The sequence below is a fragment of the Amycolatopsis cynarae genome, from assembly GCF_026802195.1.
Taxonomy (GTDB): Bacteria; Actinomycetota; Actinomycetes; order Mycobacteriales; family Pseudonocardiaceae; genus Amycolatopsis_E; species Amycolatopsis_E rhizosphaerae.
The window spans coordinates 1666258-1679435 of sequence record NZ_CP113836.1; the positions used below are offsets into that span (position 1 = coordinate 1666258).

Annotated in this window: 10 protein-coding genes and 1 rRNA gene; 9 read left to right on the top strand and 2 right to left on the bottom strand. The window is 65.5% G+C overall.

Annotated elements, in window-relative coordinates; all coding sequences use genetic code 11:
• Window positions 1-51: 51 nt before the first annotated feature.
• Window positions 52-828: a glucose 1-dehydrogenase gene (locus tag ORV05_RS08195; RefSeq protein WP_268757836.1), complete on the bottom strand. Its 777-nt coding sequence runs from the start codon at window positions 826-828 to the stop codon at window positions 52-54.
• Between the two features lie 166 nt (window positions 829-994).
• On the opposite strand from ORV05_RS08195, the gene ORV05_RS08200 reads away from it, so the two are divergent.
• Window positions 995-1387 (top strand): response regulator, encoded by a 393-nt coding sequence (locus ORV05_RS08200; RefSeq protein ID WP_268757837.1) that lies wholly within the window; start codon window positions 995-997, stop codon window positions 1385-1387.
• Here the strand turns inward: ORV05_RS08200 and ORV05_RS08205 are convergent.
• Entirely contained in the window at window positions 1353-4313 is a 2961-nt protein-coding gene (locus ORV05_RS08205; RefSeq protein ID WP_268757838.1) for an ATP-binding protein, read from the bottom strand. The two genes, ORV05_RS08200 and ORV05_RS08205, sit on opposite strands and share 35 nt — an antisense overlap.
• Window positions 4314-4421: 108 nt before the next feature.
• Between ORV05_RS08205 and ORV05_RS08210 the strand changes: the two genes are divergently transcribed.
• The 8 genes from ORV05_RS08210 (at window position 4422) to ORV05_RS08245 (ending at window position 12928) form a co-directional block, all read left to right on the top strand.
• The gene (locus ORV05_RS08210) at window positions 4422-5051 is read left to right on the top strand and encodes a response regulator transcription factor (RefSeq protein ID WP_268757839.1); all 630 of its coding nucleotides are present in this window, start codon (window positions 4422-4424) and stop codon (window positions 5049-5051) included.
• Window positions 5052-5300: 249 nt separating this feature from the next.
• The gene (locus tag ORV05_RS08215) at window positions 5301-5480 is read left to right on the top strand and encodes a hypothetical protein (RefSeq protein WP_268757840.1); all 180 of its coding nucleotides are present in this window, start codon (window positions 5301-5303) and stop codon (window positions 5478-5480) included.
• A gap of 277 nt (window positions 5481-5757) precedes the next feature.
• Window positions 5758-6198, top strand: a complete 441-nt coding sequence (locus tag ORV05_RS08220) for a hypothetical protein (protein ID WP_268757841.1) — start codon at window positions 5758-5760, stop codon at window positions 6196-6198.
• Between the two features lie 320 nt (window positions 6199-6518).
• Entirely contained in the window at window positions 6519-6770 is a 252-nt protein-coding gene (locus ORV05_RS08225; RefSeq protein ID WP_268757842.1) for a hypothetical protein, read from the top strand.
• Window positions 6771-6878: 108 nt separating this feature from the next.
• The gene (locus ORV05_RS08230) at window positions 6879-7931 is read left to right on the top strand and encodes a medium chain dehydrogenase/reductase family protein (RefSeq protein ID WP_268757843.1); all 1053 of its coding nucleotides are present in this window, start codon (window positions 6879-6881) and stop codon (window positions 7929-7931) included.
• A gap of 34 nt (window positions 7932-7965) precedes the next feature.
• Complete coding sequence (locus tag ORV05_RS08235) at window positions 7966-9834, top strand: glycoside hydrolase family 15 protein (RefSeq protein ID WP_268757844.1); 1869 nt, start codon at window positions 7966-7968, stop codon at window positions 9832-9834.
• Between the two features lie 140 nt (window positions 9835-9974).
• On the top strand, window positions 9975-10394 hold the full coding sequence (locus ORV05_RS08240) for a hypothetical protein (protein WP_268757845.1): 420 nt from the start codon (window positions 9975-9977) through the stop codon (window positions 10392-10394).
• 1015 nt (window positions 10395-11409) lie between these two features.
• A 16S ribosomal RNA gene (locus ORV05_RS08245) occupies window positions 11410-12928 on the top strand.
• The last annotated feature ends 250 nt before the right edge of the window (window positions 12929-13178 follow it).

Consider the following 13178-nt stretch of genomic DNA (forward strand, 5'->3'; position numbering starts at 1 on the left):
CGACGTCGCGGGCCGAGATGCCGTCCGGCATGCCCGGCCCGCGACGCGAGGTCAGGCCGCCGTGATCCCACCGTCGATGACCAGCTCGGAGCCGGTCACCCAGGACGCCTCGTCAGAGGCGAGGTAGAGCACGCCGTAGGCGATGTCCATCGGCTGGCCGGGCCGGCCGATCGGGTGTGCCTGGGCGAGCGCTTGGTAGAACGCGTCGCGGTCACCGGTGTTGTCACCGAGGTGCTGGACCATCGGCGTCCAGGTGTAGCTGGGGTGCACCGAGTTGACGCGGATGCCGTAACCCGACTTGGCGACGTGCAGCGCCGCGGACTTCGTGAAGAGCCGCACTGCGCCTTTCGAGGCGTTGTATGCGGCCAGGTTGTCGATCCCGACGAGACCGGCGATCGAGGAGATGTTGACGATCGATCCGCCTTTCGGGTCCTGCGCCTTCATCACCCGGATGGCCTCTCGCGTCCCCAGAAAGACCGCCTCGTTGTTGATACCGTTCACCCGACGCCAGCCCTCGAGGGTCGTGTCCTCGACGGTTGCGTCAAGGACGATACCGGCGTTGTTCACCACGATGTCGAGACGTCCGTGCTCTGCCACGATCCGATCGGTGATCGCGGCCCACACCGCCTCGTCGGTGACGTCCTGGTGCAAGTAGGCGGCTTTGCCGCCGTTGGCCAGGATGTCCTTGGCGACTGCCTCGCCCTCGGCATCCAGGACATCGGTGAGGATGACCGTCGCACCTTCTTGAGCCATGACTCGACCCGTCGCCTCACCCAGGCCACGTGCGCCGCCGGTGATCAGGGCGACTTTGCCCTCGACTCGTCCCACTGGGTCCTCCGCTAACCACTGCCGGATATGATGGGGATCACGCTAGGGACGCGTCTGGCGCCGCAGAAGGGCTCATCGCATCACCTGCGACTGGTGCATTCGCACCATCTCCGCACTCACCGCGCCATTTAGGGTGGTGGTGCGCGGAAGGAGGAGGTGGCCAGAGGTGGACGTGGTCGCCGTCGACGACGACGCTGCAGGTTTGGAATTGCTGAGGCTGGTCATGGAGTCGGCAGGCCACCGGGTACGGACGAGCGTGGACGTCACTGGGGGCCTGCGGCTGCTAGCTGAGGGGACACCCCCTGCGGTCGTGGTCACCGACCTCCTCATGGGCGCCCAGCGAGACGGTGGGTACCGCCTGATCAGCAAGATCCGGGCGGATCCGGCGCACGACCGTGTCGCGGTCGTGGCGCTGACCGGCGTGACCAGCGTCGAGGATCTGGAACGAGCGCGGGCGGCCGGCGCCGACGCGTGTCTGCCCAAACCCTTCGATATCACCGAGTTCCTGGCGATCCTGGTCGAGGTCAGCGCGGCGCGCTCGACGTCAGCCGACGGCTGATCGCCCCGAGGATCTCGTTGACCACCCACGGTTTGCCGAAGACTTCGACGTCAGCCAAAGCCGGCGGCGCGGTGCGGGGGCCGGCCGTCACGACGAGGGTTGGTGGGAGATATCCGTTCGTATGCGCGGCAAGTTCCTGCACGAACTCCCAACCGTTGCCGTCGGGCAGGCCGATGTCGATCAGCAGCAGGTCGGCCGGGCTCTTCGCGAGCAGCGACCGCGCTTCCGCGCATGTGGCCGCCAGGTCGAGCGTTACCGTCGGCCACCGAGACAGGGCCGACGAGAGCAGCAGCCGGCTCGCTGGATCGTCCTCAAGGTAGAGGACGCGCCCCCGAGGTTCGTGATCCGAGACCGCATCTCGGGTTTGTGCTGGGTTGGCGTGCTTCGGCGCACATGCGGCCAGTTCCACCCGGAAGGTGCTGCCGACGCCGAGTTCGCTTGCAACCGTGAGGTGCCCGCCCATCGCCGCGGTCAGCCGCTGCGAAAGGGCCAGGCCAAGTCCCGATCCCTCAGCGCCTGTCTCGCTCGCGCGGTGGAAGGGCAGGAAAAGCTGTTCGAGCTGCTCTGGATCAATGCCGGGCCCGGTGTCTGTCACCACGATCGCGCCGCGCTCGAGTCCGATCGTCACCCGTCCGCCCGCGGGGGTGAATTTGATGCCGTTGCCGATCAGGTTCAGCAGAACCTGGCGCAGCCGTTGGGGATCCGCCTCGACCCATTCCTCCGGTACGTCGTCGGGACCGCTCAGCTTGACAGATCGTTCGTCGGCCAGCCCGGCGACGATCTCCAATGCCTCGCGCACGGCGTGCGATAGTGCGACGGGTTCTGGCGTAAGCCGCAGCTGACCGCTCTCCGCGCCGGTCAGGTCTATCAGGTCGTTGATCAGCCTCAGGAGATGCCGCCCAGCGCTCAGGATGTGGCCCACGCCATCTCGCTCCTGCTGCTTGGTCAACCTGTTCGCGTCGAGGAGCTGCGCGAACCCGATGACGGCGTTGAGTGGTGTCCGCAGCTCGTGGCTGACCAAGGCGAGCAGCTCGCTCTTCGCGTGGTTGGCGGCCTCGGCAATCGCGCGGTCCTGGTATGCCTGGGCCACCCGTCGGCGCTCGGTCAGGTCGAACAATTCCACGCAGAAGTGTCGCGGATCGCCGTCGCGGCCGCGGATGAGCGATCCGCTCAGCGCTGCCCACAGCGGCTCCTCCTGCCCGGCAACCCAAACCCGCACTTCCGCGGAGGGCAGCCGGTCGCCGAGCACACCGGGCCCTGACTGCCGATCCGACATGGCCGACATCGCCGCCGCGACCGCCCGCGCGTCGCCGGGATCCACCACGTCGGCCAGCCGCAGACCGGTGACTGCCCGGCCGGCCATGGCCGAGAACGCCGCATTCGCCTGCTGAATGTGACCGTCCAGGTTGACCAGCGCGATCCCCAGTCCGGTCGTTTCGAAGGTACTGCGGAATCGTGCCTCACTCTCGAGCAGGTGTTCGTGCAGCTCGGCGGTACCGATCGCGATCGCGGCCACGTGGGTCAGGCGCTGGACGAGTTCCGTCGCCGCTGCGTCGGGCACCCAGCTGACCGCGTGATACACCGCGAACGTACCGAGGACGATCCCCCGATCGACGTCGAGAATCGGTGTCGACCAGCAGGACCTGAGCCCATGAGGTAACGCGATGGCACGGTAGTCGATCCACCGCTCGTCGGTACCGATGTCGGCCGCGATGACTTCACTGCGAGTGAAAGCGGCCGTGCCACACGAGCCGGCGAAGGGGCCGACGCGCACTCCGTCGATCGCCGAGCGGTACGGTGCCGGAAGACGCTCACCTGCACCGTGATGCAATGTGCCGGCCGACTGGTCGAGCAGCAGGATCGAGCAGGTGCTCCCCGGCAGGTGCTGTTCCATCGCCGTGATCAGTGCCTGAAGGCTTTGTTCGAGCGGATCGCGACGTGCGATGCCTTCGAGAATTCGGGCGACCGCCCAGTCACCGTCCGAAGACGGCGAGGCGATCGGGGCCCGCTGCCCCCGGGAGTGTGGCGTAGCGTCAGGTAGCTGCAGCCGCACCACGGCCCCCGGCGCGCACGCGCGGGACTCGACCGTCAGGGTGCCACCATGATCAGCGGCGAACTCCGCGGCCTCGGTCAGTCCGAGTCCATCGCCAGGAGTTGCCCAGCCCGTGGTGAACGGCCGCAGCGCTCTGCCCTCGTCCCAATCGCCCGGCAGTCCCTGACCGTTGTCGGTCACCGTGAGCTCCACCGTGTTCCGAGCGAGCGAGCCACGGCGTATCCGTACTTCGATGGATGTCGACCCGGCCCGTCGCGCGTTGTCCAGCACACTCGTGATCGCCCGCGCGAACCGGACCCGGTCCACCAGCACTCGGATGGACCGGCAACCGACGGCATCGACCGTGGGCACCACCTCGCCTGGGCGCGAATTCCGGCACAACGAGCGGACTGCCGTGACCATGTCCAACTGCACCAATGGTGAACGACCGGATCGGGCCGCTCGCCCGGCACGCCATGCGAGTTCGGCACCCTGTTCCGCCAGTGTCTGCAGTTGCAAAGACTTCGTGGGCACTTCGGCAGCGAGAAGCTGGGCAGCCATCGAGACCGCGGAAGCGTTGCCTGCGATCTCATGGGCCGCCCGTCGCGTCTCACCGCGCTGGACGGCCGCCCTGGCGGCCATCACTCTGGCAGCCGCGCACGCGGCCGCCAGATCGTCCGGTGCGGGCCTTTCCCCGTCGGCGCAAGCCAGGACGACATCGGCTCCGGCCAGTTGCGCCGCGATAATTTCGCCTGGTGAACTCGACCGGACCAGCGCAACAATGGGAAGATCCGGCGACGACTGCCGCAACGACGGGACCTCGCCGACGCGGACCACTCGGACTTCCTCCGGGGCGAACCCGGTGGCGACGTCGGACCGGAGGATCTCGTGCATGACATGTCACCTCGTCGTAACCTGCGCAGCGAGCCGGCGGCGCGGCGGATACCCCCGGCCGTAGCTCAGGCAACCTTAACATCGCGAGCGGCGCCGACCGTGCTGCTCGTGGACGACCATCCGGTTTTCGCTGAGCTGCTCGGGGAAGCCTTGACAGCTAGCGGGATGGACGTCATTGGGTGCTGCGGGACTCTCGCCGAGGCGCTCGACTCCGTCGCCGCCACCTCGCCCGACGTCGTTGTCCTCGACCACCACCTGCCGGCTGGGAGCGGGGCCGGCGGGATTGCGGCCGTCCGGCGACGCGCGCCGCGGACCCGTGTGCTGATGCTGACCGCCGCCGACCAACGCAGCGTGCTGCAAGAGGCAATGGACGCCGGCTGTGACGGTTTCGTCACGAAGCGACAGAACGTGGCCGCTGTCATCGCGGCGGTCGGGGCGGTCTTAAGGGGCGAGACACCGATCTCGCCCGACGTGGCCGGCGGTCTGATCGGTCGGCGGACCCCGTCGGTCGGGAGCGATCTGACCCACCGCGAGGTCGAGGTTCTCGACCTGATCAGTGCCGGCCTGTCCAACCAGAGCATTGCCAACGAGTTGCACCTCAGTGTCAACACGGTACGCAACCATGTGCAACGCGTGCTCACCAAACTCGACGCCCACTCAAAGCTCGAAGCGGTAGCGATCGCTTCCCGCAACAATCTGCTGAATCCCGGCGGCAGATGCAGCGGCAGACCGGACTGACCGCCGTGGCCGGAGGTGTCGAGTCCTGATGGCACGCAGGTATGGGCCCGTCGGTGCTGACCCGCTACACCGCCGCGGACGGCGCTTGGACGGCTACCGAGTTCGACCGGTTCGGCAAGCCCGCGAAGGTCACTGATTCTCTCGGCAGCACCCAGACCTTCACCTACGACCGCTCGGCCGAACCACGCGGCCTACTGACGTCGATGACGGACAGCGTCGCCGGGACCATCACCGCCAGTTACGGTCCTGATGGCCAGATTACCGAGCAGGGTCTGCCGGGGCGGGGTGAAGGTGACCAACACGCTCGACGCCGCCGGTACACCGGTTTCCCGCACCTACAGCCGTACCTCCGACGGGGCACTGGTCGCCGCGTCGTCGATGATCGAGACATTGGTGTCCATCCCGCCGGACCTTCATCCGGAGCGTTAGAGGTCCTAACAGAAATCTTGGTGGTAGTGTTGATCTCGCCGAAAGGAAATTGCTCAGGTTGAGAAGGAGTTTCAGGACCCTGCATTCCGCGCCAAGGCTTTGGTGCAGGCGCAGGAGGGGCATGAATACTTCGAGCAGAGTCATTCCTGCCATTCCGCGGAATCTCGTAAACACTCTCAGTGGAGGGAGTTCGTAAACTTTGTGTGGTTCGCCGCCGGGGAGGTCGTTTCTCTGGCGGCGAACTGCTACTGTTAGCCGTATCTGAGAGGGATTGCTGATGGGCGACGTGGAAAAGGTCTTTGAATTTGCCGGCACGGGCCGCCTGGGGTCGCTCACTGTGGGTGCGTCAGTGTGTGAGGTTCTGGGGATAATGGGCACACCGGACGGCGTCACTGGGGAGCTTCCTGCGATCTGTGCCTATGGTGATCTGCAGTTGGGATTTTCTGGGGATGGGATTCTTTGGCATCTCGCCGTGGAGCCGTCTGGTTTGGCGATGGTGTTGCCATCGCCGATCGGATCGGGTGATGAAGCGACTACACCGAGCATGTCGGAATTCATGAGCCACCTCCGTCGGAAAGTCGAGAGGGTGGTGCGGTGCGAACCATTTGTTGCTGGTGAGTACTGGTGGCTAATCTCCGGGTCTGGAGTTCTCCTAAGTTTTGACGATCAGGGATTTCTGGTGGCGGCTCATCGTTCTGATCCATCTCTCGTTGATTGATATCTCAAAGTCTCCAGTCCTGGATCCTTGCAAGATTTGTCTTGTGACTCCAGGAATGGAAGGAAGGATCTCCTCGGCAGCCCGGGAAACATCCACATGTTCGTGATCGGGATCCTCCGGCACGCCGGTATCATCGGTACCTACAACCTCACCACCGATCAGATCCACACGCATTATGTCCTAACAGGCATCTCGCCGATACTGGTCCACAACTGCGGCGAAGATTGGACTACATTGACGTGATCTCACCAAGATCGTGTTGGGTGGTCGGCGTTGTGCAAGCCGGTGTGGTGGTTTGGCTGATCCTGTAATGAGGGGGCGTGGAGTCCCTGGTAGAAGACGTCTCGCCAAAGAAGATCTTCACCGAAGGATTCCACGTGATTGCCTATCGAGCCATGCTCGACGTGCCGCGGGAACTGGCCCTGTATGTGAGTCGGCTGCTGCGGGCCGAGCGGCGTCGGCGTGGTACCCGCAGGGGGGTCGCGGGTGTTGACCTGCTTCCGGCAAGCGGTGCTGGCCCTGCGCTGGTTCCGCCAGAACCCTGTGATGGTCCGGCGGGATGGGCACTGTGAGTGATGGGCTCTGACGCCGTCAGGGTCCAATGGCCCTCGTGCCGGCGACCGACGCGGTGGAGTATGCGCCTTGACAGAACGCCGTGGGCGTCGCAAAGGAGGCTTGCGATGAAGCGGGTGGTTGTTGACCATTTCGGGGGGCCCGAGGTGCTGAAGGTGGTTGAGGAGAAGGTTCCTCGACCGGCGCCGGGTGAGGTGCTCGTGAAGGTTCTGGCAGCGGGGGTGTCGTTCACCGATTCGCAGTTGCGCGCTGGGACGTACCTCCCTGGCGCCCCGAAGCCGCCGTTCACGCCGGGGTACGAGCTTGTCGGCGTCGTCGAAGAGGTCGGGCCGGGTTGCTCGAGGGCGCGGGTGGGTGACCGTGTCGGCGCGCTGACCGTCTGGGGCGCGGACGCGGAGCGCGTCTGTGTGCCGGAGTCCGGCGCCGTGGACGTTCCCGAGGACCTCGATCCGGGGGAGGTCCTGAGTTTGCTGTTCCCGTACATGACCTCCTACCAAGTGCTCCATCGCACGGCCAAGGTGAAGTCCGGGGAGAGGGTCCTGGTGCACGGCGCGGCGGGCAGGGTCGGCGTTGCGGCTCTCGAGTTGGGAAGGGAGGCTGGGCTCCGCCTCTACGGGACCGCAGCCGCTCGCGACCGAGCCAAGGTCGAGGCGCTCGGCGCGGTGGCGATCGACTATCAGAACGAGGACTTCCTGGCGCGCGTTCGTCAGGAGGCCGGCGGCGTGGACGTTGTCGTCGACAGCCTGGGTGGGCCGATCTCCCGGCGCTCGTTCCGGGCGCTGCGGCCGGGCGGAAGGCTGGTGGTGTTCGGCCGCTACAGCACGATCAAGGAAGGGCACAAGGACTGGCAGGCGGTATTCAAGTGGTACGTCGCGATCGCGACCGTCTGGCTGTGGGACAAGGTGTCGCCTCGCCGGCACGTGTACGCCTACCACGTCCAGAAGTACCGCGACAAGGCGACGAGGCGAGACGGAGCAGTCGGCGGGGAGCCGATGAACGCGGAGCACTTCCGGGAGGACTTCGCGGTGCTGGTCGAGCTGCTTCGTGCCGACAAGATCCACCCGGTGGTGGCCAAGCGCCTGCCGCTCACTGAAGCGCGTCACGCGCACGAGATGCTCGAGAGCTCAGCGGAGAAGGGAAAGATCGTCCTCGTCCCGTAAGCGACGAGGACGCGTATCGGAGGGACGCGTATCGATGGCACGCGACGTGCGTTCTGGTCCCGCGACAGCCGCCGTGTCCGATGGGCCTCCGCAAAGACCGCGGGCGCGCTACCTGCCCATCGCCGAGCACGGCCTGATCGGCGACCTGCACACCGTCGCGCTCGTCGGCACCGACGGGACGATCGACTGGTACTGCTGCCCGCGCTTCGACGCACCGAGCGTCTTCGCCGCAATCCTCGACGCCGAGCGTGGGGGTGTCTTCCGGATCTCGCCCGGCTACGAAGGCTGGAGCTCCAAGCAGCTCTACCTCCCCGACACCAACATCCTCATCACCCGGTTCTTGATGCCCCACGGGGTAGGCGAGGTGCAGGACTTCATGCCCCCGCCAAGCACCGTCGAGTCCGCGCACCGCCACCGGATAATCCGGCGGGTGCTTGCCGTGCGCGGAGAAATGCGATTCGTGGTGGACGTCGCGCCCCGCTTCGACTACGCGCGCGCCCGTCACGAGGTCGCGCTCACCCCGCACGGCGCGCACTTCGGCACGTCCGAGCTGGAACTCAGCCTCTCGACGCGCTGCCCTATCGAGATCGTCGACGGTGACGTACGCGCGTGCGTCACCCTCCGGGCCGGTGAGACCGCCGCCTTCGTGCTCGAACGCATCGAGCCCGGCCAGCTGCCGGTGCCCTACTCCGATGCCGACATTGCGGCCGCGTTCGACTTCACCGCGCAATTCTGGCGGCGCTGGCTGCGCCGCTCACGCTACGGTGGGCGCTGGCGCGAGATGGTGCATCGCTCGGCGCTCACACTCAAGCTGCTCACGTACGCGCCCACCGGCGCGATTGTCGCCGCGCCCACCACCAGTCTGCCCGAGGTGCTCGGCGGCGGACGCAACTGGGACTACCGCTACACATGGATGCGCGACTCCGCCTTCACGCTCTACGCGCTGCTCAGGCTCGGGTTTACCGAGGAGGCCGGCGCGTTCATGAACTGGCTCGAGGGGCGCGTCCGCGACGCGGCCGCCCGCGAGTCCGGACCGCTGCAGATCATGTACAGCATCGACGGGCGCGAGGACCTGCCCGAGGAGGAGCTCTCACACCTCGAGGGCTATATGGGCTCGGCGCCGGTGCGGATCGGCAACGGGGCGGCAACCCAACTGCAGCTCGACATCTACGGCGAGCTGGTGGACTCCCTTTACTTGTGCAACAAGTACGGCCTGCCCATCTACCACGACGGCTGGATCGAGATCACCCGAACCCTCGAATGGCTCATGGGCCACTGGGACCAACCCGACGAGGGGATCTGGGAGACGCGCGGTGGACGGCACGACTACACCTACTCCCGACTGATGAGCTGGGTCGCGGTCGAGCGCGCCATCCGGATCGCCCGCCAACGGGGCCTGCCCGGCGACATCCCCCGCTGGAGTGCGGTCCGCGATCGCATCTACCACCAGATCATGGAGCACGGCTGGCATCCCTCCGCCCGGGCCTTCGTCCAGCACTACGACACCGACGTGCTCGACGCCTCCGTGTTGCTCATGCCCCTGTGCAAGTTCGTCGCACCCACCGACCCGCGCTGGATTTCCACACTCGACGCCATCACCTCCGAATTGGTCTCCGACAGCCTTGTCTACCGATACAACGTCGACGCGTCGCCCGACGGGCTCGCCGGCAGAGAGGCGACCTTCTCGATGTGCTCCTTCTGGTGGGTCGAGGCGCTCGCCCGCGCCGGGCGGCTCGACGAGGCGCGGCTGGCCTTCGAGAAGATGCTCGGCTACGCGAACCACGTCGGGCTGTATTCAGAGGAGATCGGGCCGGCCGGCGAGCAGCTCGGCAACTTCCCCCAAGCCTTCACGCACCTGGCGCTGATCAGTGCCGCCTACAACCTCGACCGTCAACTCGGGTGAGCGCCACCGAATGTCGGACTGCACGAGCGACCTGCAAGAGATTGTGAAAGCGCGTCGGCGACCAGGCGACGATGCAGTGATGCGCCCGGAGCAGAAGAGGATGCTCGTGTCGCTCTCCGCCATGCGCTGCGCCACTCGACGTGCCTGGTCTGGGGAGCGGCGGCCGAGCCCGCACGCCGCGCTCACCCCGTCCACCTGGCCGCCGAGCGCACAGCATCACCGTCGGCGGGCGCAGCTACCCCATCGTCGGAACCGCGATCAGCGCCGCCACCGGGGTGTATCCGTGGGGCGATCCGGCGCAGGCCGGGCCGTCCGATCCCGGGGGCATGGTCTGGCTCACCACCGCCGGCGCTCACGCGGCCGCGGGTGACGCTCCCAGCGTCTCCCTGATCTACCTCAAACTGTCCGACCCCGATGCGACCGAAGGCTTCGGCAAGTCCGCCGCCATACGGGCCATCGATCCCGACGGCCGGCTCGACTACCACTACTGGCAGGACGTCCTCCGGACGGACAAGGCCATCATCGAGTTCACCCGGCCCACTCTGGTCGTCGGCGGGTAGCTGCTCGCCGTCGCCGCGATCGTCACCCTCACCGCGCTCGCCGGCGAACGCGCCGGCCGCGACAACCGGCGTGCCGCACTGCTCAAGGCCGTCGGCGCCGGACCCGTCACGGCCGTCCTGCTGGCGCAGTACCTGCTGCTGACCGTCCTTGCCACCACGCTCGGGCTGGCCGCCGTGACGGCGCATCTGCCGACGTCGCTCCTGCTCGGTCTCCGGCTGCTGGCCCGCCGCCCAGGCCGTGCCGCCCTGGCGTCCGCGGGCACGGCCGCCACCACTGTCATGGTCACCGCGGTGCTCACCTGGCACGCTGGCCGTCGCCGCGCTGACCGTCTTGCCCGCGTGGCTTCACACCCGCGGCCCCGCCGGACATGCCCTCAACGCCGAACCCGCCTGACGACCCTTCGCCACCGACGACACTGTGCCCAGATGTGGAGCATGGCCGGGAAGAGGCACTCGCGTGAGTTGCGTGAGCGTGCGGTTGGGCTGGTGTTCGAGCAGGTGAGCACTAATCGTCGCAGTGGGAGGCGACCTGGTCCGCCCGGCCGGAAACGCGGCCGGGGATTCTGTGCGGCCATTCGAACGGCCATCGCGGCACGTGGATACCGGCTCCCGGTGCGGCGGACGGTTTGGCGGAGAGAGCCGAATCGGCGACCGGTCGCCCGCCGGGGCCCGCTAATGGGGCGTTGATCAGCGGTTTTGCGCTTAAAGGACCCCCTGTTCCAGGGGGGTTTTCGGCCCGTGTAATCTTCTCTTCGTCGCCAGGGAGACCGGGCCGGCGGGCCGAAAGCCCAAAGGAGCGGGGTACCAGGCTGCCGGGTTGGACACCCCCCGGTTGAATCGCAGGATTCGACTCGGGGTAGAGTCTGGCCTGGCAACAAGAGCAGAAGCAACTGCGGTTGCGTGTTGTTTGAGAACTCAACAGTGTGCTAATGAACTAAGCCAGTAGAGCTTTGTATATTTGAACCCTTTGGGTTCCTTTGAGATTGACTGTTTGAGTCGATCGGATTTTCTGACATTGTTGGAGAGTTTGATCCTGGCTCAGGACGAACGCTGGCGGCGTGCTTAACACATGCAAGTCGAACGCTGAAGCCACTTCGGTGGTGGATGAGTGGCGAACGGGTGAGTAACACGTGGGTAATCTGTCCTGCACTCTGGGATAAGCCCTGGAAACGGGGTCTAATACCGGATACGACTTCGCACCGCATGGTGTGGGGTGGAAAGTTCCGGCGGTGCAGGGTGAGCCCGCGGCCTATCAGCTTGTTGGTGGGGTGATGGCCTACCAAGGCGACGACGGGTAGCCGGCCTGAGAGGGTGACCGGCCACACTGGGACTGAGACACGGCCCAGACTCCTACGGGAGGCAGCAGTGGGGAATATTGCACAATGGGCGAAAGCCTGATGCAGCGACGCCGCGTGAGGGATGACGGCCTTCGGGTTGTAAACCTCTTTCGCCAGGGACGAAGCGCAAGTGACGGTACCTGGAGAAGAAGCACCGGCTAACTACGTGCCAGCAGCCGCGGTAATACGTAGGGTGCGAGCGTTGTCCGGAATTATTGGGCGTAAAGAGCTCGTAGGCGGTTTGTTGCGTCGGCCGTGAAAACTGGAGGCTTAACCTTCAGCTTGCGGTCGATACGGGCAGACTTGAGTTCGGTAGGGGAGACTGGAATTCCTGGTGTAGCGGTGAAATGCGCAGATATCAGGAGGAACACCGGTGGCGAAGGCGGGTCTCTGGGCCGATACTGACGCTGAGGAGCGAAAGCGTGGGGAGCGAACAGGATTAGATACCCTGGTAGTCCACGCTGTAAACGTTGGGCGCTAGGTGTGGGCGACATCCACGTTGTCCGTGCCGTAGCTAACGCATTAAGCGCCCCGCCTGGGGAGTACGGCCGCAAGGCTAAAACTCAAAGGAATTGACGGGGGCCCGCACAAGCGGCGGAGCATGTGGATTAATTCGATGCAACGCGAAGAACCTTACCTGGGCTTGACATGCATCAGACAGCCGTAGAGATACGGTTTCCCTTGTGGTTGGTGTACAGGTGGTGCATGGCTGTCGTCAGCTCGTGTCGTGAGATGTTGGGTTAAGTCCCGCAACGAGCGCAACCCTTGTCCTGTGTTGCCAGCGCGTAATGGCGGGGACTCGCGGGAGACTGCCGGGGTCAACTCGGAGGAAGGTGGGGATGACGTCAAGTCATCATGCCCCTTATGTCCAGGGCTTCACACATGCTACAATGGCTGGTACAGAGGGCTGCGATACCGCGAGGTGGAGCGAATCCCTTAAAGCCAGTCTCAGTTCGGATCGCAGTCTGCAACTCGACTGCGTGAAGTCGGAGTCGCTAGTAATCGCAGATCAGCAACGCTGCGGTGAATACGTTCCCGGGCCTTGTACACACCGCCCGTCACGTCATGAAAGTCGGTAACACCCGAAGCCCACGGCCCAACCCGTAAGGGAGGGAGTGGTCGAAGGTGGGACTGGCGATTGGGACGAAGTCGTAACAAGGTAGCCGTACCGGAAGGTGCGGCTGGATCACCTCCTTTCTAAGGAGCACAACACATCCATCCGATCCGCTTTTGGTGGTGAGTGGTGGAGTGGCCAGGCCTAGTGTCCGAATGTGGCACTGTCTGGGCGCTCAAGGAATTGTGGAACTACTGGTTTATGCCGGCGGCAGGGTTTGCTGTCCCGCGTGAGTACTGTTTCTGCCTGTTGGTGGGGGCGTGGAAAGTGTGTGGATGGGGTTCTGTTGTTTGGTGTTTGTTGGTGCACTGTTGGGTCCTGAGGCAACACGCC

Excerpts from the sequence above, each read along its gene's own strand:
- ORV05_RS08235 (WP_268757844.1), top strand. The coding sequence starts at position 7,966 with ATGGCACGCGACGTGCGTTCTGGTCCCGCGACAGCCGCCGTGTCCGAT.
- ORV05_RS08230 (WP_268757843.1), top strand. The coding sequence starts at position 6,879 with ATGAAGCGGGTGGTTGTTGACCATTTCGGGGGGCCCGAGGTGCTGAAG.
- ORV05_RS08215 (WP_268757840.1), top strand. The coding sequence starts at position 5,301 with ATGGCCAGATTACCGAGCAGGGTCTGCCGGGGCGGGGTGAAGGTGACC.
- ORV05_RS08220 (WP_268757841.1), top strand. The coding sequence starts at position 5,758 with ATGGGCGACGTGGAAAAGGTCTTTGAATTTGCCGGCACGGGCCGCCTG.
- ORV05_RS08205 (WP_268757838.1), bottom strand. The coding sequence starts at position 4,313 with ATGCACGAGATCCTCCGGTCCGACGTCGCCACCGGGTTCGCCCCGGAG.